This is a genomic window from Parvularcula dongshanensis (assembly GCF_014199615.1).
Lineage (GTDB): Bacteria > Pseudomonadota > Alphaproteobacteria > Caulobacterales > Parvularculaceae > Parvularcula > Parvularcula dongshanensis.
In genome coordinates, this window is record NZ_JACHOB010000005.1 from 21,925 (window position 1) to 48,370 (window position 26,446).

General features: G+C 66.3%; 21 protein-coding genes. 8 read left to right on the forward strand and 13 right to left on the reverse strand.

What is annotated here, in order from left to right; all coding sequences use genetic code 11:
• Positions 1-7: 7 nt before the first annotated feature.
• From GGQ59_RS11110 to GGQ59_RS11120, 3 genes are all read left to right on the forward strand, one after another.
• Complete coding sequence (locus GGQ59_RS11110; protein ID WP_183818581.1) at positions 8-3,325, forward strand: TonB-dependent receptor; 3,318 nt, start codon at positions 8-10, stop codon at positions 3,323-3,325.
• 102 nt (positions 3,326-3,427) lie between these two features.
• Positions 3,428-4,030 carry a CC0125/CC1285 family lipoprotein gene (locus tag GGQ59_RS11115; protein ID WP_183818583.1) on the forward strand — a complete coding sequence of 201 codons (603 nt, stop codon included), beginning with the start codon at positions 3,428-3,430 and terminating at the stop codon, positions 4,028-4,030.
• 1,223 nt (positions 4,031-5,253) lie between these two features.
• Positions 5,254-5,895: a gluconokinase gene (locus GGQ59_RS11120; RefSeq protein WP_183818585.1), complete on the forward strand. Its 642-nt coding sequence runs from the start codon at positions 5,254-5,256 to the stop codon at positions 5,893-5,895.
• Positions 5,896-5,898: 3 nt separating this feature from the next.
• Here GGQ59_RS11120 and GGQ59_RS11125 read toward each other — a convergent pair whose 3' ends face one another.
• The 4 genes from GGQ59_RS11125 to GGQ59_RS11140 form a co-directional block, all read right to left on the reverse strand.
• Complete coding sequence (locus GGQ59_RS11125) at positions 5,899-7,350, reverse strand: pyruvate dehydrogenase complex dihydrolipoamide acetyltransferase (RefSeq protein ID WP_183818587.1); 1,452 nt, start codon at positions 7,348-7,350, stop codon at positions 5,899-5,901.
• Positions 7,351-7,415: 65 nt separating this feature from the next.
• Complete coding sequence (locus GGQ59_RS11130) at positions 7,416-7,883, reverse strand: DUF805 domain-containing protein (protein ID WP_183818589.1); 468 nt, start codon at positions 7,881-7,883, stop codon at positions 7,416-7,418.
• Positions 7,884-8,405: a DUF805 domain-containing protein gene (locus GGQ59_RS11135; RefSeq protein ID WP_183818591.1), complete on the reverse strand. Its 522-nt coding sequence runs from the start codon at positions 8,403-8,405 to the stop codon at positions 7,884-7,886. It lies immediately after the preceding gene.
• Positions 8,406-8,424: 19 nt separating this feature from the next.
• Complete coding sequence (locus GGQ59_RS11140; protein ID WP_183818593.1) at positions 8,425-9,846, reverse strand: pyruvate dehydrogenase complex E1 component subunit beta; 1,422 nt, start codon at positions 9,844-9,846, stop codon at positions 8,425-8,427.
• A 477-nt stretch (positions 9,847-10,323) separates the two neighbouring features.
• Between GGQ59_RS11140 and GGQ59_RS11145 the strand changes: the two genes are divergently transcribed.
• The 3 genes from GGQ59_RS11145 (at position 10,324) to GGQ59_RS11155 (ending at position 12,924) form a co-directional block, all read left to right on the forward strand.
• A complete protein-coding gene (locus GGQ59_RS11145; RefSeq protein WP_183818595.1) occupies positions 10,324-10,683 on the forward strand; it encodes a DUF4870 family protein in 360 nt (119 codons plus the stop codon).
• 23 nt (positions 10,684-10,706) lie between these two features.
• Positions 10,707-12,602: an ABC-F family ATP-binding cassette domain-containing protein gene (locus GGQ59_RS11150; protein ID WP_183818597.1), complete on the forward strand. Its 1,896-nt coding sequence runs from the start codon at positions 10,707-10,709 to the stop codon at positions 12,600-12,602.
• A 97-nt stretch (positions 12,603-12,699) separates the two neighbouring features.
• Complete coding sequence (locus GGQ59_RS11155) at positions 12,700-12,924, forward strand: hypothetical protein (protein WP_183818599.1); 225 nt, start codon at positions 12,700-12,702, stop codon at positions 12,922-12,924.
• Positions 12,925-12,975: 51 nt separating this feature from the next.
• Here the strand turns inward: GGQ59_RS11155 and GGQ59_RS11160 are convergent, their stop codons facing one another.
• The 4 genes from GGQ59_RS11160 to GGQ59_RS11175 all read right to left on the reverse strand — a co-directional run bounded on the left by GGQ59_RS11160 (position 12,976) and on the right by GGQ59_RS11175 (position 17,876).
• Complete coding sequence (locus tag GGQ59_RS11160) at positions 12,976-13,644, reverse strand: ABC transporter ATP-binding protein (protein WP_183818600.1); 669 nt, start codon at positions 13,642-13,644, stop codon at positions 12,976-12,978.
• Positions 13,637-14,962: a lipoprotein-releasing ABC transporter permease subunit gene (locus GGQ59_RS11165; RefSeq protein WP_183818603.1), complete on the reverse strand. Its 1,326-nt coding sequence runs from the start codon at positions 14,960-14,962 to the stop codon at positions 13,637-13,639. Before GGQ59_RS11165 ends, GGQ59_RS11160 begins: the two co-directional genes overlap by 8 nt.
• 24 nt (positions 14,963-14,986) lie before the next feature.
• The gene (locus tag GGQ59_RS11170) at positions 14,987-15,979 is read right to left on the reverse strand and encodes a metallophosphoesterase (protein ID WP_183818605.1); all 993 of its coding nucleotides are present in this window, start codon (positions 15,977-15,979) and stop codon (positions 14,987-14,989) included.
• Between the two features lie 103 nt (positions 15,980-16,082).
• Entirely contained in the window at positions 16,083-17,876 is a 1,794-nt protein-coding gene (locus tag GGQ59_RS11175) for an acyl-CoA dehydrogenase (protein WP_183818607.1), read from the reverse strand.
• 94 nt (positions 17,877-17,970) lie between these two features.
• On the opposite strand from GGQ59_RS11175, the gene GGQ59_RS11180 reads away from it, so the two are divergent.
• Positions 17,971-18,900 (forward strand): L-threonylcarbamoyladenylate synthase, encoded by a 930-nt coding sequence (locus GGQ59_RS11180; RefSeq protein ID WP_183818609.1) that lies wholly within the window; start codon positions 17,971-17,973, stop codon positions 18,898-18,900.
• Here the strand turns inward: GGQ59_RS11180 and GGQ59_RS11185 are convergent.
• From GGQ59_RS11185 to glyS, 3 genes are all read right to left on the reverse strand, one after another.
• Positions 18,897-19,622 carry a cell wall hydrolase gene (locus GGQ59_RS11185; RefSeq protein ID WP_183818611.1) on the reverse strand — a complete coding sequence of 242 codons (726 nt, stop codon included), beginning with the start codon at positions 19,620-19,622 and terminating at the stop codon, positions 18,897-18,899. The two genes, GGQ59_RS11180 and GGQ59_RS11185, sit on opposite strands and share 4 nt — an antisense overlap.
• A gap of 228 nt (positions 19,623-19,850) precedes the next feature.
• The gene (gene ppdK, locus GGQ59_RS11190; RefSeq protein ID WP_183818613.1) at positions 19,851-22,538 is read right to left on the reverse strand and encodes a pyruvate, phosphate dikinase; all 2,688 of its coding nucleotides are present in this window, start codon (positions 22,536-22,538) and stop codon (positions 19,851-19,853) included.
• 202 nt (positions 22,539-22,740) lie between these two features.
• Positions 22,741-24,786, reverse strand: coding sequence for a glycine--tRNA ligase subunit beta (gene glyS / locus GGQ59_RS11195; RefSeq protein WP_183818615.1), 2,046 nt, complete (start codon positions 24,784-24,786; stop codon positions 22,741-22,743).
• A gap of 83 nt (positions 24,787-24,869) precedes the next feature.
• Between glyS and GGQ59_RS11200 the strand changes: the two genes are divergently transcribed.
• Positions 24,870-25,142 (forward strand): restriction endonuclease, encoded by a 273-nt coding sequence (locus tag GGQ59_RS11200; RefSeq protein WP_183818617.1) that lies wholly within the window; start codon positions 24,870-24,872, stop codon positions 25,140-25,142.
• Positions 25,143-25,145: 3 nt separating this feature from the next.
• On the opposite strand, the gene GGQ59_RS11205 is transcribed toward GGQ59_RS11200, so the two are convergent.
• On the reverse strand, positions 25,146-25,511 hold the full coding sequence (locus GGQ59_RS11205) for a hypothetical protein (RefSeq protein WP_183818619.1): 366 nt from the start codon (positions 25,509-25,511) through the stop codon (positions 25,146-25,148).
• The gene (locus GGQ59_RS11210; protein WP_183818621.1) at positions 25,508-26,443 is read right to left on the reverse strand and encodes an oxygenase MpaB family protein; all 936 of its coding nucleotides are present in this window, start codon (positions 26,441-26,443) and stop codon (positions 25,508-25,510) included. The genes GGQ59_RS11205 and GGQ59_RS11210 overlap by 4 nt, the downstream gene beginning before the upstream one ends.
• Positions 26,444-26,446 lie beyond the last annotated feature (3 nt).

Genomic DNA, 26,446 nt, shown 5'->3' on the forward strand with positions numbered 1-26,446 from the left:
GCATCGCATGCGTTATCGCCACGCCACAGGGCAACTGCGTCACAAGAACGGAATGCTACTGGGCGTTTCCGCGCTAGCTTGCATTATTGGTGTGCAGGGAGCCTTCGCGCAGGAAGACTTCAACGAACCCTCTGAACAACCTATTGAATCTGGCTTAACGGAAGCAGAAGCGGACGTCATCGTCGTCCAAGGCATCCGCCAATCGCTCGAAACTGCAGCTGAAACCAAACGAAACGCCGACACATTCGTCGACTCGATCACGGCGTCGGACATTTCCACTCTTCCGGACCTGTCCATCGCCGAAGCCCTCGGCCGTATTCCCGGCGTCACCGTTTCTCGCTTCTCGACTGGTGGTGCGAGTCCGGACTTTCCGTCTCCTGAGGGGGCAGGGAACCTAATTCGCGGCCTTGGCTTCGTCCGGTCCGAGTTCAATGGGCGCGATGCGTTCACCGCGAACGGCGGCCGGGCGCTGGACTTCGCGAGTATTCCGCCCGAACTCGTGGGTGCGGTCGACGTCTACAAGAACCAGTCCGCCGACCTTATCGAAGGGGGCATCGGCGGGACCATCAACCTCCGTACGCTCGAACCGTTCGATCGATCCGGACCGGTCCTCGCCCTCATTGGCGATTACACCTACACCGATCTTCGCGATGAGTGGTCGCCGACCATTGCCGGCATCGCCGGCAACAGGTGGGATACCGACGTCGGCGAGTTCGGTCTCCTCGTGTCTGTATCGACGTCGAAGCTGAAGTCAGACATCAACGGCTGGCAACAGGCAGCGCCGACGCCCCGGCCCCTCGACCTCCTTGGAACGGATTCCGGCGATCCAGCGGCCGCTGATCCGGACACTGGGGAGGCGCCCGGCGTGGGGGTCATCTTCGAAGGGTACGGACCCGACGAAATCGGTGCCCTCGTACCGGGCTTTCAGTTGAGGACGAACGAAGTCGATCGCGACCGTCAAAGCTATTATGCCGCCGCGCAGTGGCAGAACGACTTCCTCCGAGCGACGATCAAGTTCGTTCGGGTGGAGAACGACACCGATAGCCTCGAGCATACCACCGAGTACTTCCCGAGCTACGCGACCGCAAACCGCCTCCAGTATTCGGATGTCGTGTTCGATCCTAGCTTCTCTTCCGCGGGTATTCCGATCTGCGGGCCTGAAGCGCCGGTCGGTGACCGGGCCGGATGCGAGCAGCTGATCCCCGTATCCGCGGGCTTGATGGAAGAGGGCGTCGTGAGCGCCGCGACCGAAAGCTACTACGGTGCGTACGGCGTTCCGGTGACCAGCCTTGGCATCGGGAAGCACGACGAGGCGATGACCCAAGACATCAGCTTCAACTTCCAATGGAACGTCACGGACAACTGGTTCGCCGAGTTCGACATGCATCACACCAAGGCGGATGCGTCGTTCTCCGAACTGTGGGGCGGCTTGAACACACCGCTTCAGGTCCTGATCAGACCCGACCTCGACAACCCGGAAGTCGAGTTCAACTTCGATCCTCGCCTGGCGCTTACGAGCTTCGCCGATCCTGCCGGCAACAATCCGGAATGGATGTACCCGACTTCGACGGCGGATCCGATGGGCACCTGGTGGCAGTTCGCCGCCGATTCTTACCGGCAGGGCGACGGCGACCTCTCTGCATATCAGGCGGATGTGCAGTATGAGAGCCCCGGTGACAGCTGGTTCGACGGTGTCAAGTTCGGCGTACGGTATTCCGAGCGCGACCAAGTCAACCGTGTCGCCAATCTGAACTGGGGTGCGATCAAGCCGGCCTGGAACGGCGGGCTCGGTCTCGGTGCGTTCTTCAACGAACCTGCCTTCGAAGCGGTCGACTTCTCCGACTTCTATCGTGGCGGAGTCGTGCAAGGATCGAACACCGAGTTCCTCTACGTGCGCTCGGACCTCTTGCTCGATTACGACTCCTACATCAGCTATTTGGAAACCGAGCCCGACATCCAATTCGATGCCGACAACCCGGACGCCGACGACGAGCCGTGGGCACCGGTTCGGGGCAGTAGGGGGGCGTTCGCCTTCAACCCGGACCAGGTATCCGACATCGAAGAGAAGACTGAGAACGCATACGTTCGCTTCGACTTCGGTCAGGAGTTCGGGAACGGGATGTCGATCGACGGTAACGTCGGCGTCCGCTACGTTCAGACGAGTTTAGCGTCGAGCGGCTTCATCGACTATCAAGTCATCCCGGCAGATGCTCAACAGCCGGTTTTCGACCCGGAAACGGGTGAACGTCTCCGTACCGACGATGCCGAATCAAGGGATGACTTGGCGGACTTCCAACCGGCTGCGGTTGCCTACTTCAACCAAGGCAGCCTGGCCAACGGGTTCGACAACAAGTACGAAGAGTGGCTTCCGTCGTTCAACGCGAAGTGGAACCTGAACGACGAGATGCTGATCCGGGTGGGCGCTAGCCGTGCGCTCAGCCGGCCCAACGTTCAGGATCTCAGAGCCGGTCAGACGTACTCTGCGCGGACCACACGGACGCCGTTCCCAGCGCTCGACGAAGACGATCCGTTGTTCGGGGTCGACCGCGGCGCGCAGAACATCGAACTGTCGGCGATCGGCGCTTCCGGGGGCAATCCCGGACTGCTCCCGACCACGGCATGGAACCTGGACCTTTCGTACGAATGGTACTTCGACGGCGGGTACTTCTCCATCGCGGGCTTCAATAAAGAGCTTGAGAACATCATTGTGGGCGGTGCGGAGTCTATCGGAACCGCAACCATCGACGGCCGAACGATACCGGTCACCTACAGCGGGCAGGTCAACCAGGACTCCGCGACGGTACGAGGCATCGAGGTTGCCTACCAGCAGTTCTACGACTTTCTGCCCGGCATCCTCGGAAACCTCGGCATGCAGGCGAACTACACCTTCATCGATGCCTCGGCCGAACCGCCCCAGCCGTTCGTGGACGGTGACGGCGATGGTGAACCGGACGACTTCGCGACGATCTTCCGCTTTGGCGTGGACGACCTGTTGGGCCAGTCGAGCAACGTGGCGAACGTCGTCGGCATCTATCAAGACGAGAAGATCGAGCTTCGATTGGCGTACAACTGGCGGGACGAATACCTGACCAGCTACCGTGGCTACGTGACGGGTTCACCGGTGTTCAACAAGGCGGCGGGCTTCCTGGACGCATCGTTCAAGTACGACTTCAACGATCACTTCCAGTTCAGGACCTCGATCGCGAACATCCTCGATACCAAGAACAAGGCCGAGGTTCAGATCAATCCGGATGGCCAGATGGCGGACAGGTTCAGCTTCCTAAACGACCGGCGGATCGTGTTCGGTCTTCGGTATCAGTACTGACCTACGTGACTTGGGCGACGGGAACCGCATCGGTCCTCCCGTCGCTCGAACATCGGTTCACTGGGTCATACGGCCTGAGGGTAGTGGAAGAAGGAGGTCACCATGCGTTGGTTCACGACCGCAACGATCGTCATCGCCTTGTCTGCCTGTGCCACCGGAAACCAAAATGCCTACCGTGAGGCTGACCGAGCTGGCGGTGCTGGGTACAGCTCGACGCAGATCGGCGACCAGGACCGCTTCGAGATCGCGTATGTCGGTACGCCGAAGATGCCGCAGGACGTCGTGGCGCGCTACGCGCTGAGACGCGCCGCCGAGCTCACTATCGAACAGGGCGGGGAGTGGTTCGCGGTCTTGAACACGAACACAAGGATGTTCGAGCGAGGGAAGGGGGGTGACCTCCGGGCGCGGACAGGGCCCTTCCTGAACGATGAAGGCGCGTCCGACAGCAGGACCGCTGACTCTAGCAGCGATATCGGGGACACACCCGACGTCATGACTGGTCAGGACTTCGGTGGCTTCGGCGGCAGCGGCGTTCCCTACCAAGTTCAAGAACGTTGGAGACGACCTACCTTCTACCAAACTCGTTTGATCATACAGACCGGATCGGGGGACGAAGCTTCGTTTCCCGGTGTGACCTCGCCCCCCCAGATCTTCTCCGCCCGCACGATCATCGAGGCGGTCGAGGCGCAGAACGAAGGCGAATGACCGCCTGCCCTCAAGGTCTCGATAGCTCTAACCTGATCGCGTCGATGCAGATTGCAATCGGTACTGTCTGGCGTCTCTTCGAGTAGGCTTGTCCATCGGCCTAGAGCCTATCCATCGGGACTATGTTTCAGAGCCAGAGCTCTTCCTACGTGGAATGCGGTTCGACGATAGGCAACGTGTTCAAACCTCCGAACCGGTCGTCCGAACTACGTGATTTTCGCCACCGAAATGACCGTCCTAGGCTTTCTCGAACCGCTTCTGGCGATATCAGAGCAACGTCTGTGCACCAACAGTATTCGTAGATTCTTCAGATCGGTGTGCTACCCCTCGCTTCTGAGCCAAAAATGGTCCAGACGCTGACGGGCGTCTGGACCAGTAAAGCCGCAAATGACGGGAGGTCGATCGCGGCAAGCGGTAAGTGCGTCCTCGAATACTACGATGAACCCGAATGACTGGTCCATGTGCTGCAATCCTTTACAGCAGAAGGTTCCTGCACGCTCGAACTGTCCGACGTTCAGGAACTACAGCGCCACTGTCGCAAGAGAAGAGCGAAAGCCGCTGCACGTTGTCGTGCAGGACGTCATAGAGATCGATCTAACAACTGCTCGCGGACCCCGGACTGCTGTCGCTCGCTCGCGACGACGCAACGAAAAGCATGAACCCGTTTTCGTAGCGGAAATCAGGGAGAGTACCCCCAGGCAAGCACCGGCCGGGCAGGGGCCGTATTCGTCAGTCACCGAACCGTTGGCGTTGGCATATCGCCATTTGATCGCAGGGACAGAGAAGCTCAACGGCTGGGTAAAATGCATCTGGCGACGCAAAGATCAGAGATCAGTATCTCAGCAGTCTTCGCAGCGCCTCTCGACGTCTCGATCCGAAGATGGATCATGCTGACCTCGATCTTTGTAATGATAAGATCGAAGGTACTTGGAGGAAGCGCGCTGAACGGGACCTATGCGGTCCCGCTGCGCCGGCGATTTCGTGCCTGAACCGCCTACGGACCGCTACCGTTGCGCTCGGGTCTGGCGATCCTGGCGTAGTCACGCTCCGTATGCCTATGACTGGGCTCAAGCTTGGCTTCATGCAATCACTGCCAACCTGCGTTGAGCAGAGTGGGGTTCGCTAGCCGTGCCGATCGGCCTGCAAGCTAAGTACATACCGACCGCGCCCCGGGCGGCGGTGGTTTCGAGGAGTCTCTCACAGGCAAGGTCGCTCGGGCCAATGTGCGGCAAGCTAGTCACTCTGACTGTCATCGGCCCGCAGGCGGCCTGGAAACCGGCTTTAGGAAGCGGCAAGGTGCCGCCACGACTACCGAAGGCCTACTGCGCGATGATCGCACAATCTATGTTGTCGAAAACGATCCCGAGCGTAGCTTGGTGAAGACGCTCGTTGTCATCGGGCCGTCCGGTTGCGGCAAGACCACCATAGGCACGCGCGCGGCGGAGATCGCCGGCGTGCCGTTCTTCGAAGGCGACGCCTATCATTCCGAAGCCGCCGTCGAGAAGATGAGCGAGGGTGGCGCGCTGACGAACGAAGAGCGGCTGCCGTGGATCGCGCGCATCGGTAAAGCCATCGCGGCGGAAGCGCCCGACAAGGCCGTCCTTGCGTGCTCCGCGTTGAACCTGACGATCCGGGCCGCGCTCCGCACCGCGCTGCCCGGAGAGATCGGCTTCGTCTTGCTGGACGTTCCCCCCGAAGAGTTGCGACGGCGCCTCACGCAGCGACAGCATCACTTCGCCGGTGCGGCGATGCTGGAATCCCAGATCGCCGCGATGGACAAGATGACCGATGTGGACCGGGTGGACGGCACCAAGCCGCCCAAGGCCGTCGCGAAGCGCGTGGCGCGCCTCGTCGACGACCTTTGAGGGTCAGAGCAGCATCGATGCGGGCGCCTCGACGAAGCGCTTGAAGACCGAGATGAACTCGGCACCGATCGCACCGTCTACGACGCGGTGGTCGCAGGTCATCGTTACGGTCATCATCACCCGTGGCACTACCTGACCGCCGCGCACGACGGCGCGTTCTTCCGCCGTGCCGACCGACAGGATCGCGCCCTGCGGCTGGTTCACGATGGAGCTGAAGCTCTTGATGCCGAACATACCGAGGTTCGAGACCGAGAACGTGCCGCCTTGGTACTCCTCGGGCTTGAGCTTCTTCGAGCGCGCGCGGCCTGCGAGGTCGCGGACTTCCTCCGAGATCTGCTTCAGGCCCTTGGTCTCGGCCTTCCAGACGATCGGGGTGATCAGGCCGCCGTCGATCGCGACCGCGACGCCAATGTCGGCATGCTTGTGCCGAAGGATCGCCTCGTCCGTGTAGCTGGCGTTCGCGCCGGGCACCGCCATCAACGCCTGGGCCGCTGCCTTCACCACGAAGTCGTTCACCGAGATCTTGTAGTAGCCTGGTTCGCCCTTTGCCGGTGCCGCGGCGTTGAGCTGTTCGCGCGCAGCCATGAGCGCCGTCAGCTCGCAGTCCACTGTCAGCGGGAAGTGCGGTACCTCCTGGAAGCTTTGGGTGAGGCGGCGCGCGATCGTCTTGCGCATGCCGTCGTTCTTGATCTGATCGTAGCCCTCGGCCGGGTACAGCCGCTCGTCGACGCCGGTCGCGGGCGTGCGGATCGGCGAGGGAGACGGCGCGCCCGCGCTCGGTGCTTTCTTAGTCGGCCCTTCCTTCAGCGCCTTTTCCACATCGCGACGCACGATCCGGCCATGGGGACCGGTACCTTGAACGCCCGAGAGATCGACGCCTTCGTTCTTCGCAATGCGCTTTGCGAGCGGGGACGCCATCACGCGACCCCCCTGCCCTTGCTGCGCTGGACGCCCGCTGGCGCCGTTCGTGACGGAGGTATGAGAGGACGCCTCGTTGCCGCCGCCCGAACCGTAGGACGATCGCACGGCTTCGCTCGATCGGCCTTCCTGACTGACCGGACCGGTATCGCCCTCTGCGGTCGGCGTCCCGGCGCCGGCGGCGGCCATGGGCTCGGTCGAGCCTTTGCCTTCGCCGCTGTCGGTCGTCGCTTGCGGCTTCGGCTCCGCGGCCGTCCCGCCGAGGGCGTTCTCATCGATGTCGCTGGCGCTTTCGCCTTCTTCGAGCAGCACGGCGATCGGCGCGTTCACCTTCACGCCCTCCGTGCCCTCCTCGACCAGGATCTTCCCGATCGTCCCCTCGTCGACCGCCTCGACCTCCATCGTCGCCTTGTCGGTCTCGATCTCGGCGATCACGTCGCCTGAGGCGACCGCGTCGCCTTCCTTCTTCAGCCACTTCGACAACGTCCCCTCCTCCATGGTCGGGGACAGGGCGGGCATCAATACGGGGATCGGCAAGACTAAACTCCGGAACAACCAGGCTTCGCCGCGCTGACTACCACGATGCGACACAGCAGCAACGCCTATGAGACAGAGCGGCCCTTCTCCGCGGCTCGTCCGGAGATGGCGTAGAGCCAGACGAGATGAATCGGCAGGAAGATCAGGACCGTCGAGAAACCGCCCATTCCCGACGCCGTCAGGTCACGGTCGACGGTGTGCGGCGGGGTACCGTCGAACAGGGCGGCCCATCCGCCCTCCGACGCGGCGTACTCCCCGAGGAAGAAGGCGAAGCCGACGGCGTAGAAGACGTAGAAGACGAGGTTCCAGGCGCCCCGCCGCTCCATGTCGTGCATTCGCCGCCAGGGCAGCGCGACGAAGAGCGGCCAGGCGACCAGGAGCCAGAACGCGGTGCTGACGGCCGCGTTGTTCGCGCGATCTGCGAGTGCGGCCAGCACGACGAATGGCACGAAGCACCACAAGAAGAGGGCCTTGCGCCCGACCCGGCCGCGGGGCGAGACGTAGAACCGAAGTGCCGCCGCGAGACGCTCCACTCAGTCCGCGAAGCCGCGTCCGCCGAGCAGCGGATCGTTGCCGAAGCGGTTCTCCGCTGGCTTCCCGCGCAGCACGGCGAAGGCGAGGTACTCGAAGATCCATGTCAGCAGCATGATCAGTCCGAGCCAGCCGAGCGGCGACGCCTTCACCATGTTGGCAAGGTAGGCTCGCTGCTCGATGCGGGTCATGCCCTGCATCTCCTGCGTGAACTCCTGCGCGGTCCCGTCATAGGCCCCCATCGCTCCGGTGAAGGCGATGCCGATGCCGACGATGCCCAACAGGGGGACGAGGACTTGCCACCACCCGCTGAGGCCCAGGTCGTGAAGACGCCGCACCGGCACCGCGACGAATGAGGGCCAGAGGTAGAAGAGGCTGATCGCCGTATTCAGGAGCGCGAATAGGCCACCCCTGGGCAGCACCAACGGCAGCAACACCGTCAGTGCGAGCCAGGGCAGCAGGAAACCGAGAACGAAACCCTTCCGGCTGATCCGGCCGTTCGGATTGAACAGGAAGTCGAACACGGTCCCCGATCCTCGCAGGCTAGAGGTACATGACCTTCTTGACCGCCTCGATGACACGATTCGCGTCAGGCAAGCTCATCGCTTCGAGGTTGGCGGCGTAGGGCAGCGGCACGTCCTTCTGCGTCACCCGGGCGGGCGGCGCGTCGAGGTAGTCGAAAGCCGCGTCGACGACACGCCAAGCGACCTCGGAACCCACACCCATCGGCGCCCAGCTCTCTTCGACGGTGACCAGGCGGTTCGTCTTCTGGACACTCTTGACGATGGTCTCAGTGTCCATCGGACGGATCGTGCGAAGGTCGACGACCTCCGCGTCGATACCCTCGTTCGCCAGCTGCTCTGCGGCGGCGAGCGCGAACATCATGCCACGGGCGTAGGAGACGATCGTCACGTCCTTGCCTTCGCGCGCGACCTTGGCCTTGCCGATCGGCAAGATGAAGTCGTCGCCGAACTCGGACGGGTCCGGCACCTGGCCGGTCTCGCCGTAGAGAAGCTCGTGCTCCAGGAAGACGACCGGGTTCGGGTTGCGGATGGCGGCCTTGAGGAGGCCCTTCGCGTCGACGGCGCTGTAGGGCGCGACGACGAGGAGGCCGGGCACGTGGCCGTACCACGGCGCGTAGTCCTGGCTGTGCTGTGCGGCGACACGCGACGCCGCGGCGTTGGGCCCGCGGAAGACGATGGGGCAGCCCATCTGACCGCCTGACATGTAGCGGGTCTTCGCGGCCGAGTTGATGATGTGGTCGATCGCCTGCATCGCGAAGTTGAACGTCATGAACTCGACGATGGGCTTGAGCCCAGCGAAGGCCGCGCCGACGCCCAGGCCCGCAAAGCCGTACTCGGTGATCGGCGTGTCGACCACGCGTTCGGGCCCGAACTCCTGCAGCAGCTCGCGGGTCACCTTGTAGGCGCCCTGATACTCCGCGACCTCTTCGCCCATCACGAAGACGGCCTCGTCGCGGCGCATCTCCTCAGCCATGGCGTCGCGCAGGGCGTCGCGGACCGTGATGTCCATCATCTTGGTGCCCTCGGGCACTTCGGGGCCGACCGCGGCGGCGGGTGCGTTTTCGGGCGTCTCGGCGACCGTGCCGCCCGACTCTGGCTTGCCGCTTCCCTCGCCTTCGTTCTCCTGCGTGACCGGTTCCGGCTCGCTGCCGGTAGCCGTCCCGCCGAGGGCGTTCTCATCGATGTCGCTGGCGCTTTCGCCTTCTTCGAGCAGCACGGCGATCGGCGCGTTCACCTTCACGCCCTCCGTGCCCTCCTCGACCAGGATCTTCCCGATCGTCCCCTCGTCGACCGCCTCGACCTCCATCGTCGCCTTGTCGGTCTCGATCTCGGCGATCACGTCGCCTGAGGCGACCGCGTCGCCTTCCTTCTTCAGCCACTTCGACAACGTCCCCTCCTCCATGGTCGGGGACAGGGCGGGCATCAATACGGGGATCGGCAAGACTAAACTCCGGAACAACCAGGCTTCGCCGCGCTGACTACCACGATGCGACACAGCAGCAACGCCTATGAGACAGAGCGGCCGTCCGAGTTTAGTTCGAATGCCCCCGGCGGTCGTAACGGGAGTTTGAACTTCGCGCGATATCGTGCTAAAACGCAAGCAATCACTGAGTAGCTTTCAAACGGAGTACGATTTATGGATAGAGCATTTACCGCCGCTGCCGCCGCCCTCGTCGCCACATTCATGTTGGCATGGGTTTCAGCTAAAGAGGACGCGGTCGCCAATCCTAACGAACCTGTCCAAACCCTAGCGCAGACCGTCGCGACGAACGACATCTGAATATAGCGGTTCTTGAGTAATACTTTTTCAGTCGAATTATACGGCATGTAAGCAGCGTCAGCTATAGGCGCTGCCACCTCTTGAAGATCTAGGGTTCGGATCCCACCTCCTTATCGACTAACGATGAAAGGAGTCGCTGTGACCGATCCCACCCTTAGTGCCGACCGCGAACTCGCCGAACGGCGAGAGGACGAGCGCGGCAAGGTCACGGCGATCTGGGTGCTCTACCTGGTCGCGCTGTTCACCGGCCTCACTCTCGTCATCGGCGCCGTGCTGGCCTACGTCTTCCGTGGCAACGCGCCCGACTGGCTCCGCGACCACTACGACAAGCAGATCGCCATCTTCTGGTGGGGCGTCTTCTGGGTCGTGGTCGGCACGCTCACCATCCCGGTCTTCGGCATCGGCGTCGTCATACTCGGTCTGAGCTGGCTCTGGGTGCTGATCCGTTCGGTCCAGGGGCTCACCCGGGTCAACGAAGGCAGAGCCTTCCGGAAGTGACCGTGGGGGGCTAGCTGCCCCCCATGCTTAACATCAACGACCTGACCTATCGGATCGAAGGGCGCACGCTCTTCGATCAGGCCACCGCCCAGATCGCGGACGGCTGGAAGGTCGGCTTCACCGGGCGGAACGGCACCGGCAAGTCCACCCTGTTCCGCCTCATCCGCGACGAGATCGCCGCCGATGGCGGCAGCGTCACCTTGCGTGAAGGCCGCCGTCTCGGCTTCGTGGCGCAGGAGGCGCCCGCCTCCCAGGCCAGCCTTCTCGACACTGTCCTCGCCGCCGACACGGAGCGCACGAGCCTCCTCTCGCGGGCGGAGACCGAGACCGACGGGCACGAGATCGCCCGGATCCAGACCCGCCTGGCCGACATCGACGCCTACTCCGCCGAGGCGCGGGCGGCGAGCGTTCTGTCGGGCCTGGGCTTCGGCCACGAGGATCAGGGCCGTGCTTGCGCCGAGTTCTCGGGCGGCTGGCGAATGCGCGTCGCCCTGGCGGGCGTCCTCTTCGCCCAGCCGGACCTCCTGCTGCTCGACGAGCCGACCAACTACCTGGACCTCGAAGGCGCGGTCTGGCTCGAGAGCTACCTCAGGCGATATCCCTACACCGCCATCGTCATCAGCCACGACCGCGGCCTCCTCAACCGTTCGGTCAGCCACATCCTGGCGCTGGAGCACGGCAAACTGTCCATTCAGCCCGGCACCTACGACGAGTACGCGCAGCGCCGCGTCGAGCAGCGGCGCCTCGCCACCGCGCAGGCCGCCAGCGTCGAGGCGCAGCGGGCGCACATGCAGGCCTTCGTCGACCGCTTCCGCGCCAAGGCGTCGAAGGCGCGTCAGGCGCAAAGCCGTCTCAAGGCGCTCGAGAAGTTGCAGACGGTGGACATCCCCGTCGCGGAGCGGACGATCCCCTTCGTCTTCCCGGACCCGAAGCCTGCCATGGCCCCGCCCCTCGTTCGGCTCGCCGAAGCGACGCTCGGCTACGGCGACACGGTTGTCCTTCGGAAGCTGAACCTGCGCGTCGACGAGGACGATCGCATCGCCATCCTCGGCGCGAACGGTCAGGGCAAATCGACGCTGGTGAAGGCGATCGCGGGGCGGCTGAGCCCGCTCGACGGCCACGTCTACAAGCACAAGAAGCTGAAGGTCGCCTACTTCGCCCAGCACCAAGTCGACGAGCTGAAGCCGAAGCGGAGCGCCTACGATCACGTGCGCGAGCTTATGCCGGACGGCACGGAAGCCGAAGTCCGAGCCAGGACGGCGCAGATCGGCTTCGGCCCCGACAAGGCGGACACGGCGGTCGAGAAGCTGTCAGGCGGCGAGAAGGCGCGGCTCCTCTTCGGCCTCATCGCCTTCGACGGCCCCCACATGATGATCCTCGACGAGCCGACCAACCACCTCGACATCGACAGCCGCGACGCGCTGATCGAGGCGCTGGCCGAGTATCAGGGCGCCGTCCTCCTCATCACCCACGACGCGCACATCGCCGAGGCGACGGCGGACAGGCTATGGGAGGTAAAGGACGGCGCGGTGACGCCCTTCGACGGCGACATCACCGACTACCGGGACCGGGTCCTCGCGGCGAACAGGACGGCGGCGAGCGACCGGTCGTCCGAGGCGAAGGCAGACGACCGCACAAGTCAGAAGGACGCTCGCCGCGCCGCAGCCGAGCGCAGGAAGTCCCTCCAGCCGCTTAAGGACAAGGTTCGCGCCGCGGAGCGCCGCATGGAGGAAGCCGAAGCAAGGATCGCCAAGATCGACGAGGCGCTTGCCGAACCGGGACTGTTCGACCGCGACATCGATCGGGCGACTGAGCTCTCCAAGACCCGCGCGCGGACGTCCGAAGCGCTCGCGGAGGCAGAGGAGGACTGGCTCGCAGCGTCCGAGACCTACGAGGCCGAGATGGCCGCTGCGGAGTGACGAGTTCGTGTGTTGCTCGGCGCGACGGCGCCAGCTTGTTGCCGAGGGTACTGCGCCCGCTTAGATGAATGGCGGGTAACGAAGGGAGCAATCCACCATGAAGAAGCAAATGGCCGTCACCACCCTGGCGGCGCTGCTCGGTCTCGGCGTCCTTGCCGGCTGCGGTGAACGCGACGAGCCGATCGAAGAGAACGCTGAGGAACTTGGCGACAGCATCGAAGACGGCGTCGACGAGATCGGCGACGAGATGGACGAAGCCGGCGACGACCTCGAAGACTCGATGGACGACGCCGAAGACGAGCTGAACGATCCGGGCCACTAAGCTCAGATCGACCTCGGACTGACGCCCCGGAGCCCCCTCCGGGGCGTTTTTCTATGCAGGCACGAGTTTCCGGCCCTTGATGGTAAGGATCCGGTCCATCCGCGAGGCGAGGTTCCGGTCGTGCGTCGCGACCAGCGCCGAGAGGCCCCGCGCGGCGATCATTCCCCTCAGCGCCTCGAAGACGCGGCCCGAGGTGTCCTGATCCAGGTTGCCGGTCGGCTCGTCCGCCAGCAGCAGCGCCGGCTCGTTGGCGAGCGCGCGTGCGATCGCGACCCGCTGCTTCTCGCCGCCGGAAAGCTGGGCCGGCTGATGGCTCAAGCGCTCGCCGAGACCCATGGATTCGAGCAGCGCCTTCGCCCGCCGCCCGGCCTCGTCATGGCGCACGCCCGCCGCCATCATCGGAATCTCGACGTTTCGAAGAGCGTCGAACTCCGGCAGCAGGTGATGAAACTGATAGACGAACCCGATGCGGTCACGCCGCAATGCTGTCAGGGCACGGTCGGGCAGCGCCGAGGTCGGCTGGCCCTCGATGAGGACCTCCCCGGCCGTCGGCTTCTCGAGCAGCCCGGCGACGTGCAGCAGGCTGGACTTTCCCGACCCAGACGGTCCCAGAAGCGCCACGGTTTCACCGGCGGCGACCGTCAGGTCGGCGCCATCGAGGACCGTAAGGTCGCCATAGCGCCGGACCAGGCCCGCGATCTCCAGAACTCGCTCACTCATAACGAAGCGCCTCCACCGGATCGAGGCGCGCGGCCTTCCACGCCGGATAGAGCGAGGCGGCGGCCGACAGAACGAGGGTCCAGAGGACGACGAAGGTGATCTCGCCGCCCTGAAGCTCGGCCGGGATCTCGTCGAGGTAGTAGACCTCGGGGTTGAACAGCGCGATCCCGAAAAGCGCGGACAACGTGTTCTCGATCGTGGTGATGTTGAGCGTGATCAGGACGCCAAGGAGTACCCCGATCAGCGTCCCGCCGACTCCGATCATCATGCCCGACTGAAAGAAGATGCGAAGGACGCCGCCCCGCGTCGCGCCCATGGTGCGCAGGACCGCGATGTCCGCCGTCTTGTCCTTCACCAGCATGACGAGGTTCGAGACGATCAGGAGCGCCGCGACCAGCACGAGTAGCGACAGGATGATCCGCACCATGGACCGCTCGACCTGCAGCGCGTGGAAGTACCCCGCGTTGAAGTCTCGCCAGTCGCGGACGTAGAGCCCCGGCCCCACCGCCTGCTCAACGGCATGGCGTACCGCCGTCGGGTTCTGCGGGTCGGTAATGCGCACCTCGACCTGCTCGCCGATCCGGCCGCGGGTCAGCACCCTCGCCTGCTCGATCGGCATGTAGACGCGCAGCGCGTCGTACTGCGAGTTCCCGATCGAGAAGACGGCACCGACGCGATAGTCCTTGGTCGTGAAGGGCTGCGATCCCATCACCGTCTCCGCCCCGCCCGCGACGAGGAAGGTGACGACGTCCCCCGCCCGAAGGCCGAGCTGCGCGGCCACGCCGGAGGCGAGGGCGACCTCGTTGCCCCCCTTTCGCCCCTCCCCGAAGGTGTCGAAGCTGCCGGACAGCAGGTGATCCGGCCCCGCCACCTCGTCGATGCCGCGAAGCGCGTCCGGCGCAATGCCGACGAGGTCGATGGGGATCAGCTCGTCGCCGTTCGTACCGCCCGCCGGGACCTGGAGGATCGGGTTCGCGCGCACGACGCGCGGCAACGGCTGAATCGCGTCCGCGATGCCTTCGGCATCACCGAGCCCCGGCCCCGCCCCCGAGACGATGACGTGGCCGTTCACGCCGAGGATCTGGTCGAGGAGCGTCGTACGGAAGCCCTGCATCACGCTCATCACGACGATCAGCGTCGCGACCGACAGCGCGATGCCCGCAAAGGCGACGACGGTAATGAAGCTGATGCCTGCCCCGCGCTTCGTCGCGCCGAGGTAGCGAAGCGCCACCATGCGCTCGAAAGCCCCGAAGGGACGCGCACCGCTGGGCCGTAGGCGTTCGCTGCGCACGGGCGATTCTGTCGTCGCGATGTCCATGCCTGCCTGCCGCTTGCCTCGCGCCTATGTCTTCGTTCGGGGCGATGATGTCGAGTGCGCGCCGAGGCGCGGCGTCAGCCGCGTCCTAGGCTCCGGCGTGCGGCAGCGGTCGAGCCGTAGGTTCAGAACGTCGACCTTGGGCGGCACGCCGAACCGCACCGGCAGGCCGACCATGCCCGTACCGGACGTGACGAAGAGCTTGCCGACCGGGTTGTCCGCGTAACCATAGCGCAGCGTGTCGCAGGCGAAGGTCATGCGGCAGGTGAAGAACGGGACGTTGATCTGGCCGCCATGGGTATGACCTGAGACCATCAGGTCGAACGTGCCGAGATCGCCGGCTTTGATCGTATCGGGGTTATGTTCGAGGTAGATCGTCGGCAGCGGCGACGGCTCCGGCACCTCGAGCGGCGTGTCGGTTCCGCGAACCTGATAGAGGTCTCGCAGCCCCGCGATCCGGACGTACTTGCCCGCCTCGGAGAAGACGGCCTCGCCGGGGTTGAGCACCGTGACACCGACACTCTGCAGGGCCGCCGTTAGCGGCTCAGTCAGGTCCGGACCGGGATAGCCGACGTCGTGATTGCCCATGACGGCGTAGACCGGGACGCCGACGTCGCGCAGCGCCTCGACGTTGCCGGCGATCGCCTCAGGCTTCGGATAGTAGGTGAAGTCGCCGGGCATCAGGACGAAGTCCAGGTCGAGCCGCCGCAACCGATCGACGATCCGCCTCATCGAGACGGCGTTCGCGAAGATGCCGTTGTGGGTATCGGAGACGACCCCTGCGCGCAGCGTTCCGGGCAGCCCCTGGCCGCACAAGGTGACCTCGTGCTCCGAGACGAGAAGCACGCGCGGCTCCACGAACCGAGCGTAGACGAAGACCAGCACCGGCAGCAGCGCAATGAGGTTGCTCGTTCGGTGCCACCCCCGCGCGAGGTTCCAGAAGAGGAGGGCAGCGACTGGGAGAGCGAGCCAGGAGGCGTAGAAGAGGACGATCTTCAGGACGACCGGCACGTGCGGCACGATCGCCCTCCCCGCTTATCCTGCGCCATGCCTGCCCCTTTGCCGTGTTCGCTGAGCGGGTTGCTAGCGGCGACCGTCGCCGCGCGCCAGGGCGGCGAACCCGTCACGCGATGAGAAGCTCGGGATCGATCGGCGCGACGCTTCCTGCCCCGGCCGTCACGACCGCCGCCAGCCCCTCGGCACGCGGCAGGATGTGATCGGCGTAGAAGGCGGCGATCGCGATGCGGCCCTCCAGGTAGGCATCGACCGCCCCGCCCTTCTCGCCTAGCGCTGCGAGGGCGGCGCGAAGAAGGTAGTGGCCGGCGGCGACGTAGCCGAACTGGTCCTGATAGGGCACGGCGCCGGTAAGGCCCGCCTCCGTCTCGGTCCGCATGGCGGTGAGCATCCAGGCGGTCGTCTCGCGAAGGCGCTTCGCCTCCGCCGCCATCCTCTCGCCCGCCGCCGCGAGACCTTCATGACCGGACGCTCGGAGCGCCTCTGCGCCCGCTTCGACTTCGTCCAGGAAGTCGTAGGCGAGCCCGCCCTCCTCCATGCCGAGCTTCCGCCCGACGAGGTCGATCGCCTGGATGCCGTTCGTGCCCTCGTAGATCGCCGCAACGCGGCAGTCGCGATAGAATTGCGCCGCGCCCGTCTCCTCGACGAAGCCCATGCCGCCATGGACCTGAATCCCGAGGTTCGTCGTCTCGATCGCGCGGTCCGAAGAGAACGCCTTGGAGAGCGGGGTCAAAAGCTCCTCGCGCCGCTTCGCCTGAGCCATCGCTTCGGCGTCCGAGGACCGGTGCGCAACGTCGTAGGCTGCCATGTTGGCGTAGCAGAGAGCGCGCGACGCCTCCGTCAGCGCCTTCATCGTGAAGAGCATCCGGCGCACGTCCGGGTGATCGTAGATCGGGTTCTGCTGGCCCGTCTTCACGCCGTAGGGGCGCCCTTGGACACGGCCCTGCGCGTAGGCGAGCGCGTGCTGGAACGAGGCTTCGCCGACCGATGCGGCCTGCATGCCGACGTCGATGCGGGCGGCATTCATCATGACGAACATGCTCTTGAGGCCCGCGTTCTCCTCACCGACCAGCGTACCCAGGCACTCGCCGGCATCGCCGTAGGACATGACGCAGGTCGGGCTGCCGTGCTGGCCGAGCTTCTCTTCGATGCCCGCGACTCGGACATCGTTGAAGTCCCCGAGGCTGCCGTCCTCGTTCACCCGGTACTTCGGCACTAGGAACATTGAGATGCCGCGCGTCCCTTCGGGGGCGTCCGGCGTGCGGGCGAGCACGAGGTGGCAGATGTTCTGCGTCATGTCGTGGTCGCCGTAGGAGATCCAGATCTTGGTCCCTGTGATCTTGTAGGTTCCGTCGCCGACTGGCTCCGCCCGGCATTTGAGGTTCGACAGGTCCGAGCCCGCCTGCGGCTCGGACAGGTTCATGGTCGCCGTCCACTCACCCGTCGTCAGCTTCGGCAGGTACAGCGTCCGCTGCTCGTCCGACCCGTGCGCGAGAAGCGCCTTCACCGCCGCTTGGGTCAGGCTCATGCCCATCGTGAAGGACAAGCAAGCCCCGCAAAGCGCGTCGAAGACCGCGAGCGCTAGCGTCGCGGGCAGGTTCTGCCCGCCCCACGCCTCGGGAAAGGCGAGCCCGTTCCACCCCGCCTCGACGTACTGCGCATAGGCCTCCTTGAAGCCCGGCGTGGTTACGACCTGCCCGTTCTCCAGCCGGGCGCCCTGACGGTCCGAGACGGGGTTCAGCGGTGCGACCACCTCGTCGGCGAAGCGGCCCGCCTCCTCGAGGATGCTGGCGACAAGGTCGTCTGACAGGTCGTCGAACGCGCCGGTCGCCCGCACGGCGTCGAGCCCGGCGGCATGCTCGAGAAGGAAGTGCATGTCCCGGACGGGGGTGCGGTAGGCCATGGCGTTCTCCCGGAGTCGTTTGTTTTCGCCACTATGCCCGCTCAAGCGGTGGATGGGGAGTGAACGGAACTGCAAGCCAGGCTAACGCGCGCGAATGTCACGAATCTGGCAGGCGAATGACGAGGGGATCGAACGTGCGGCGCGCCGCCTCGCGACGGGCGGCCTCGTCGGCGTGCCGACGGAGACGGTCTACGGCCTCGCGGCGGATGCGAGCGATGGCGAGGCGGTGGCGAGCGTCTTCACGGCGAAGGGACGCCCGCGCTTCAACCCGTTGATCGTACACGTCGCCGATCCGGCCGCAGCGGAAGCGCTGGTCGACACCTCCCCCGAGGCGCGGCGTGTGATGAGCGCCTTCTGGCCGGGGCCCCTGACGCTCGTCCTTCCGACGAAAGCCGCAGCGCCGATCGCCTCCCTGGCGAGCGCGGGCCTGCCGAGCCTCGCCATCCGTTGTCCTGCCCACGAAGTCGCAAGAGCTCTGCTCGCACGGTTCGGCAGGCCCTTCGTCGCGCCGAGCGCCAATCCTTCCGGCGGCGTCAGTCCGACGACGGCGCGGCACGTTGCCGAAGGCTTGCCGGACGTGCCCGTCCTCGACGGCGGACCATGCGAAGTCGGCGTCGAGAGCACCATCGTCGGTCTCGCCGGTAAACGCCCGACCCTTCTGCGGCCGGGCAGCGTGCTCGCTGCCGACGTCGAGGCCGTTCTCGGCATGCCGCTCGCCCAGCCGTCCGGCGGCGTCGAAGCGCCCGGCATGATGCGGAGCCATTACGCGCCTGCCTCCGCCGTCAGGCTGAACGCGCGGTCGCTGGGCCGAGGCGAAGTGCTGCTCGGATTCGGGGGAACCGCAGGGGCTGCGTTCGACTTGTCCCCGACCGGCGACCTGCGGGAGGCCGCCGCGAACCTTTTCGCTGCCCTACGCCGCCTCGATGGCCTCGCGCCGGTAATCGCGGTCGCCCCGATACCCCATACGGGCCTGGGCGTCGCGATAAACGACCGCCTTGCCCGTGCGGCCGCCCCGCGGGACTAGTTCGAAGCGAGCCGAACCTGCCGCTTGGCGACGCGGTAGAAGAGGTGATCGTCCAGCACGGCCGTCTGCTCCATCGCCCCGACCCAGAAGGGCTGCACGTAGTCGGCGTGGTAGTGCGTAGCGCCGCCCGACAGCGGCAGGCGGAAACCGCCGAGGACCGCAGTCGCCGCCGCCTGCGCCTTGATCATCGCGCGCCGCTCGACCGCCTTCTCCATCGAGCCGTCGCAGGCGAAGCTGAACTGGCACCCCCAGCCTTTGGCCGCGCCCTGGAAGACGACGCCGCAGACCGTGTTCGGATAGCGACGGCTCTCGACGCGGTTCAGGACCACGTCGGCGACCGCCATACGGCCGGCGAGGGTCTGGCTGCGGGCTTCGTAGTAGATCGCCTCGGTAAGGCACCGGCGGTCGTCATCGTCGATCGCGGTCAGGTCGATGGCGCGCAGGTCGAAGGCCGCGAGGCGCCCGGGCAGCGGTCCCGCCGCCGCGCGCAGCCCTTCGCCGTCGAGGCCGGCCTCGTCGAGTTGCGTGAAGGGATCGGCCTCCACGACAACCTGGGCGATCTCGGCGCCCGGCGCAGGGGCCTCCCCGAACGCTTCGGGAAGAGCGAGCGGTATCGCCTCGGGCGGCGACGCCACCTCCGCTTCCGCCGGGACGACGCCCGTCGCGAACGCTGCGACCATGCTAGCGCTAAGCGCGAGGAGCACCTCGATCGGTCGTCTCATCCTACCGCCCTCTTCCGGCCCAAATCCGTGCGGTGTCTCTGGCAAGCTCCGGGCCGTGGCCCGCGGCGGAGAGAGCTAGAAGGGCACGCGGGGACTCACAACGCCGTGAGAGCAGGGGATGCAGCCGTCAGAGTGAAGAAAGAAGCCTCATCAAAGGGTTAAAAAGTTATGAACAATCCGTGACCTCTTCAGGGCTATTTCCTGATGGGGTTTCCTCACTGCAAACCATCACGCGGCTGTCGCGATGGCCGCCTGGGCGGCGGCGAGCCGGGCGATCGGCACGCGGTAGGGCGAACAGGAAACGTAGGTCAGCCCCACCCCCTCGCAGAAGGCGATCGAGGCCGGGTCTCCACCATGTTCGCCGCAGATGCCGAGCTTGAGGTCGGGTTTCACCGCCCGCCCCTTCTCGGCCGCGATCCGGACGAGCGCGCCCACCCCCTCCTTGTCGAGGCTGACGAAGGGGTCCTGCGGCAGGAGGCCGTTCTTTACGTAGGCCGGCAGGAAGCTGCCCGCGTCGTCTCGGCTGAGCCCGAAGGTCGTCTGCGTCAGATCGTTGGTCCCGAAGGAGAAGAACTCGGCGTCGCCTGCGATCTCGTCTGCCGTGAGGGCAGCCCGCGGCAGCTCGATCATCGTCCCGACGAGGTAGTCGAGCCTGCGGCCCTTCTCCTCGAAGACTGCGTCCGCGACCGCCTCGATTCGGGTGCGCAGACGGCTGAGCTCGGCGCGGGTCGCGACGAGCGGCACCATGACCTCGGGGACGACCGCCTCGCCGGTCTCCGCGACGACGTCGCAAGCGGCCTCCATGAGCGCCCGGACCTGCATCTCGTAGATCTCGGGGTAGGAGATGCCGAGGCGGCAGCCCCGGTGCCCCAGCATCGGGTTCTGCTCCTCCAGCTGGCGCGCGCGGCGGGAGAAGGCCTCCGGGTCCGCCCCAGCCGCCCGGGCCACCTCCGCGATCTCCTCGTCGCTCTGCGGCAGGAACTCGTGCAGCGGCGGATCGAGGAGGCGGACCGTGACTGGCAGGCCGCGCATGACCGTGAAGAGCTCGGTGAAGTCGCTCCTTTGATGCGGCAGGAGCTTGGCGAGCGCCGCCTGCCGGGACGACTCGCTCTCCGACAAGATCATCTCGCGGACCGCCAGGATGCGCTCGGCGTCGAAGAACATGTGCTCCGTGCGGCAAAGGCCGATCCCCTCCGCCCCGAAGCCGCGCGCGGTCTTCGCGTCGAGCGGCGTCTCGGCGTTGGCACGCACGCCCATCCGGCGGAAGCCGTCGGCCCAGCCCATCAGCGTCGCGAAGTCACCGGACAGCTCCGGCTCGACCGTCGGAACGGCGCCGAAGAAGACCTCCCCCGTCGCCCCGTCGATGGTGATGGCCTCGCCACGCCCGATGCGCCGCCCGCCCGCGATCACCGCTTCACCGTCCTTCTCCATGCGCAGATCGCCCGCGCCGCAGACGCAAGGCCGCCCCATGCCGCGCGCGACGACGGCGGCGTGGCTCGTCATCCCGCCCCGGGCGGTCAGGATCCCCGCCGCCGCGTGCATGCCGTGAATGTCCTCTGGGCTCGTCTCGACCCGCACGAGGATCACGCGCCGCCCCGCGTTCGCCGCCGCCTCGGCCTCGTCGGCGGAGAAGACGACCTCGCCCGACGCCGCGCCCGGGCTCGCGGGCAGGCCGCGGGTCAGAAGGTCGCGAGGCGCGTCGGGGTCGAGCGTCGGGTGCAAGAGCTGATCGAGCGCCGAAGGGTCCACGCGCATCACCGCTTCGCGCGCGTCGATCTTGCCCTCCTCGCAGAGGTCGACCGCGATCTTCAACGCCGCCTTGGCCGTCCGCTTTCCAGTCCGCGTCTGCAACATCCAGAGGGTGCCCTCTTGGATGGTGAACTCGATGTCCTGCATGTCGCGGTAGTGGCTTTCGAGCGTCTCGAAGACCGACAGAAGCTCGGCATAGGTCTCGGGCATCGCCTCTTCGAGCGAAGGGCCGTCCGTCCCCTGACGCTCCCGCCCGTCCCGCGTAAGGGACTGCGGCGTCCTGATGCCCGCAACGACGTCCTCTCCTTGCGCGTTGATGAGGTACTCGCCGTAGATCGCATTCTCGCCGGTGGACGGATCGCGCGTGAAGGCGACGCCCGTGGCCGAGGTCTGGCCCATATTGCCGAAGACCATGGCCTGCACGTTGACGGCCGTTCCCCACGCCTCGGGAATGTTGTTGAGACGGCGGTACGTCTTCGACCGCTCGTTCATCCAAGAGCCGAAGACCGCGTCGATCGCGCCCCAAAGCTGCGCCTGCGGGTCCTGCGGGAAGGGCTCGCCCAAGCGGTGCTCGACCGCCCGCTTGTACTCCGCGATCACTCCGCGCCAGTCGCTCGCCGACAGCTCCGTATCGAGAACGTAGTCACGGTCCATCTTGTAGTCGTCGAGGATCTCCTCGAAGTCGTGGTGCGCCATGCCGAGCACCACGTCCGCATACATCTGAATGAAGCGGCGGTAGCTGTCATAGGCGAAGCGCTCGTCCCCCGAGCGCTCGGCGAGGCCCTTCGCCGTCTCGTCGTTGAGGCCGAGGTTCAGGACCGTGTCCATCATCCCCGGCATCGACGCCCGCGCGCCCGAGCGGACGGAGACGAGGAGCGGGTTCGACGCGTCGCCGAAGCGCGCGCCGACGACCTCTTCCACCTTCGCTAGCGCCGAAGCGACCTCTTCACGCAGCCCATCCGGGTACTGCCGGCCGTTGGCGTAGAACGCGGTGCAGACCTCGGTCGTGATCGTGAAGCCTGGCGGCACCGGCAGGCCGAGCGAGGCCATCTCGGCGAGGTTCGCGCCCTTGCCGCCCAGAAGGTCCTTCATGCCCGTGCGGCCCTCGGCGTCCCCGCCGCCGAAGGCGTAGACGAGCTTTCCAGGGGTGGTGCTGCCTTCGGCCATTCCGTCTCCTCGGGCCGCCCCGATGCGCCGGACGGTCCATGCTGCGTTGCAATAGACGCGTCATAACGCGTCTGGAGCGAGCGTCTTGCAAGGAGTGCAGTACGGTAGCGCTACCAGCGGGAATTTTCGCGAAAGCCGCCGAAGAGAGCGCTCACACGCCCCCCGCCCCGTCACCCCGGGCCCGGCCCGGGGCGCCGGAAGCTCAGCCTTCGAGCTTCGAGAAGTCCGCGATCCGCTCGCAGACGCCCTTGATCGAGTTCAGGAGCGCCAGGCGGTTCCGCGTCAGCGTCTCGTCCTCGGTGACGACCGTCACCTCGTCGAAGAACGCATCGACCGGCCCGCGCAGCTTCGACAGCAGCGACATGGCGTCAGTGAACCGCTCCTCTTCGAGGGCAGGCAGAACCTGCACCCGGACCTCTTCGAGGGTGTCGTAGAGCGCCTTCTCCTCACCTTGCGCGAAGGCGTCCGGCGAGATGGCCTCGGACGGCTCGGTTCCCTTCTTCGCTTCGGCCCGCAGGATGTTCGCCGCGCGCTTGTAGGCGGTGATGAGGTTCGCCCCGTCCTCGGTCCCAAGGAACGCTTCGAGCGCTTCGAGCTTGCGCACGACGAGCACGAGGTCGTCGGCGTCCGGCGTCAGGACGGCAGCGATGTGATCGTGCCGGTGGCCTTGGTCGCGGAGGTAGACGGTGAGGCGGTCGTGGAAGAACCCGAGTAGATCCTTCGCCGCGTCTGCGTTCGAGCCGCCGAACGTTTCGAGGAGTGGTAGTTTGAGGCTACCGCTCAGTAGAATCTGTACGGCGCCGAGTGCCATGCGGCGAAGCGCAAACGGGTCCTTGGAGCCGGTCGGCTTCGCGTCGATGCTCCAGAACATGACCAGCGTCGCGAGCTTGTCCGCCAGCGCCACTGCCACGCTGACCGGCGCGGTCGGCACCTCGTCGCCCTGCCCCTGCGGCTTGTAGTGGTCGCGGATAGCGTCAGCGACGTCCTGCTCCACGCCCGCTTCGAGCGCGTAGTACCGCCCCATCACGCCTTGGAGCTCAGGGAACTCGCCGACCATCTCGGTCGGCAGGTCCGCCTTGGCGAGGCGCGCGGCCTTCTCCGCATGGCCCGGGTCGGCGCCGACCTTCGGTGCGATCTCTCGGGCAAGGGCGGCGACGCGGTCCACCTTGTCCGCGATCGTGCCGAGCCCTTCGAAGAAGGTGATGCCCGACAGGCGCTCGGCGTGCTCTTCGAGCGGCGTCTTCAAGTCTTGGCGGTAGAGGAACAGCGCGTCGGACAGGCGCGCGGTCAGGACGCGCTCGTAACCCGTCATCATCGCGGCGCCCCCGTCCTCGGGTTCGACGTTCGCCACCGTGACGAAGCGCGGCGCGAGGCGGCCCGTGGAAGGATCGCGGACGGAGAAGTACTTCTGATGCCCGCGCATGGCGGCGGTCAGAACCTCGTCGGGGACCTGAAGGAAGGCCGGATCGAACTTGCCGATCCGCGGCACGGGCCACTCGGCGAGGCCTGCGACTTCCGCCAGCAGACCCTGGTCCTCGACTAGCGCCAGCCCCTGCGCCTGGCAGAGCGCCCTCGCCTCGCCCAGCACGCGCTCCTCGCGCTCGTCCGGGTCGAGGACGACCCTGGCTGCACGAAGCCGCTCTTCGTAGGTCTCCCAGCTACGCGTCTGGACCTCGCCCGGCGCCATGAAGCGGTGCCCCTCGGTCAGGTCGCCCGATCTGATCGGCTGGCCGCCGTTCTCGACCTCGAAGGGCACGACCTCGCCGCCGAAGGTGCAGAGGACGCGGTGCAGCGGGCGGACCCAGCGAAGCTCGCCCGCCCCCCAGCGCATCGACTTCGGCCAGGGGAAGTCGCGCACGATGGCGGGCACGGCCTCGGCGATGACCTCGGCGGTCGGACGGCCCGGCTCGTTGATGATGGCGACGTAGAACGCGCCCTTCTTGTCCTCGCGGGTCTCGGCCTGGTCGATGCTGTCGAGACCAGCGCCCCGCAGGAACCCTTCGACCGCCTTCTCCGGCGCGCCGACGCGGGGACCTTTGCGTTCCTCCGTGCGATCCTTCGTCTTCTCCGGCAGGCCGGTCGCGAGGAAGGTCAGGCGGCGCGGTCCGCCGAAGGCGCGCGCATCGTTCGCGGGAAAGCCCGCCTCGCGAAGGCGCGCCCCCATCAGCCGCTCTAGGTCGGCGGCGGCGCGGCGCTGCATGCGGGCGGGGATCTCTTCGGAGAACAGCTCTAGCAGGAGGTCGGGCATGGGCGCGGGCTGTAAGGCTCACCGCACCCCCGTGCAACAGAGTGGACGCGCGAGGTGTTCGTGCCCCGACAGGAGGAAGCAGCATGCAAAGCCCCGAAGAGCACTTCGTCGAGAAGTGGATCGCCCAGCACGTGACCGCCGAGGGCTATGAAGGCCGCTCGGAGCACTCGCGCGACTACCGCGCCGACCTCCTCGCGGATGCAGAGAAGGAAGGCTTCAGCAAGGCCGCCATCGAAGCCCACATCGGCAAGCTCGACGAGCGCCTGCACGACGCGGTCACGACCGAGACCGAACAGGTGATGATGGAAGAGGACGAACGCTCCGGTGCCCGCTCCGTCGAACTGCCGAAGAAGTAGAAGTCAGCCTTCGAGGAGGTCGTTGAGGTCGTCCTCGCCGACCTTCCCGAAGAAGGCGGACGTATCGAACATCACGACGTGGTCCTGCCCGTCCTGCGTGAACGCGACCCGGTCGACCGGTACGCCGTCGCAGCGAAGGGTGGTCTGGTTGGTGATGACGAAACCCGGATAGCGTTCGCCGAGCCAGCTCAGCTCCGCGGCCTTGCCCGCCGCAGTGTCCTGCGCCTCGATCGGGACGAGCGCCTCGCAACCCGACGCGACGTCCGCCGGCTCCGGCAACGGCTCTTGCGGACCTTCGGATGGGGGCGGCGTCGTCTCGCACGCCGCGAGCAAAGCAAACCCGAGAAGCGCGGCGCGCCACTTCGTCATTTCCGGTCGCCTCCCAAGCGCGCCGCGACAGTGGGGGGTGTTCCTCCGGTTGTCGAGCGCACGATGCCGAGACGGCGCCGCGCCAGGGCGGGCGGGCTCTCCGGCAGGGCGAGCTGCGCCGCCGTCCGGGCGGCGAACCTTGCGAGGGACCAATCGGTTGCCCGGACCTTCAGCTTCCTGGGAAGGCCGATCCGACCCGCCACCGGCGCCGGAACCAGGCTCGCCGCGACGCGGACGAGCGGCGCTTGGAGCGGCTTCGCGGCGCGGGGAAGCACGGTGCGATTCGCCATCAGACCCAGGAAGGTATCTAAAACGTCCGAGCCTTCGAGGTCGGGCGCAGTCCGTGTCAGGAGGTCTTCCCACCCCGCGAAGCTCGCCGGCGCGGACAGCGCGCCGTAGGCGGTCGCGACGGGCTTCGCTTCTGTGAAGAGCGCGTCCCATTCGGACGGCGAAAGGGGCATGGTAAGGGCGTCATAGGCGCGGGCGAAGCCAAACGCCGCCGTCGCGTGGACCCAAGTCAGGAGGCGGTCGTCGTCGGCGCGATAGGGCTCGCCCCGGTCCGTGACGCCCTTAATTCCCGCGTGGATGCGGTTCACACGCCCGATCATGGGCAGCGCGACCGACCGCCCGGCGTAGATCGTCACCATCGCGGCGAGCCCGGTCCGCCGCAGGCGTTCCCGCGGATCCTGCGCGAAGGTGGAGTGATCCCAGACCCCGTGCCGGACGCTCGGCAGTGATAGCTCCAAGATCACGGCGAGGACCCCGCCGACGAAGAGGGTCACAGGGTTCGCGAACACGCGCCAGGAGACACCGTCCGCAGGCGTCAGCGCCGGCTCGCCCAGGGGCGCGTCGAAGCGCGGGCGCGGGCCGTCGTCGGGGTAGAGATAGGCGTCGTAGAGGCGGCCGAGACCCGGGACGGAGAAGGTCACCATCCC

Excerpts from the sequence above, each read along its gene's own strand:
- GGQ59_RS11115 (WP_183818583.1), top strand. The coding sequence starts at position 3,428 with ATGCGTTGGTTCACGACCGCAACGATCGTCATCGCCTTGTCTGCCTGT.
- GGQ59_RS11155 (WP_183818599.1), top strand. The coding sequence starts at position 12,700 with ATGAAGAAGCAAATGGCCGTCACCACCCTGGCGGCGCTGCTCGGTCTC.
- GGQ59_RS11200 (WP_183818617.1), top strand. The coding sequence starts at position 24,870 with ATGCAAAGCCCCGAAGAGCACTTCGTCGAGAAGTGGATCGCCCAGCAC.
- GGQ59_RS11210 (WP_183818621.1), bottom strand. The coding sequence starts at position 26,443 with ATGGTGACCTTCTCCGTCCCGGGTCTCGGCCGCCTCTACGACGCCTAT.
- GGQ59_RS11165 (WP_183818603.1), bottom strand. The coding sequence starts at position 14,962 with ATGGACATCGCGACGACAGAATCGCCCGTGCGCAGCGAACGCCTACGG.
- GGQ59_RS11175 (WP_183818607.1), bottom strand. The coding sequence starts at position 17,876 with ATGGCCTACCGCACCCCCGTCCGGGACATGCACTTCCTTCTCGAGCAT.
- GGQ59_RS11185 (WP_183818611.1), bottom strand. The coding sequence starts at position 19,622 with ATGAGACGACCGATCGAGGTGCTCCTCGCGCTTAGCGCTAGCATGGTC.
- GGQ59_RS11150 (WP_183818597.1), top strand. The coding sequence starts at position 10,707 with ATGCTTAACATCAACGACCTGACCTATCGGATCGAAGGGCGCACGCTC.
- GGQ59_RS11205 (WP_183818619.1), bottom strand. The coding sequence starts at position 25,511 with ATGACGAAGTGGCGCGCCGCGCTTCTCGGGTTTGCTTTGCTCGCGGCG.
- GGQ59_RS11180 (WP_183818609.1), top strand. The coding sequence starts at position 17,971 with ATGTCACGAATCTGGCAGGCGAATGACGAGGGGATCGAACGTGCGGCG.
- glyS (WP_183818615.1), bottom strand. The coding sequence starts at position 24,786 with ATGCCCGACCTCCTGCTAGAGCTGTTCTCCGAAGAGATCCCCGCCCGC.
- ppdK (WP_183818613.1), bottom strand. The coding sequence starts at position 22,538 with ATGGCCGAAGGCAGCACCACCCCTGGAAAGCTCGTCTACGCCTTCGGC.
- GGQ59_RS11110 (WP_183818581.1), top strand. The coding sequence starts at position 8 with ATGCGTTATCGCCACGCCACAGGGCAACTGCGTCACAAGAACGGAATG.
- GGQ59_RS11160 (WP_183818600.1), bottom strand. The coding sequence starts at position 13,644 with ATGAGTGAGCGAGTTCTGGAGATCGCGGGCCTGGTCCGGCGCTATGGC.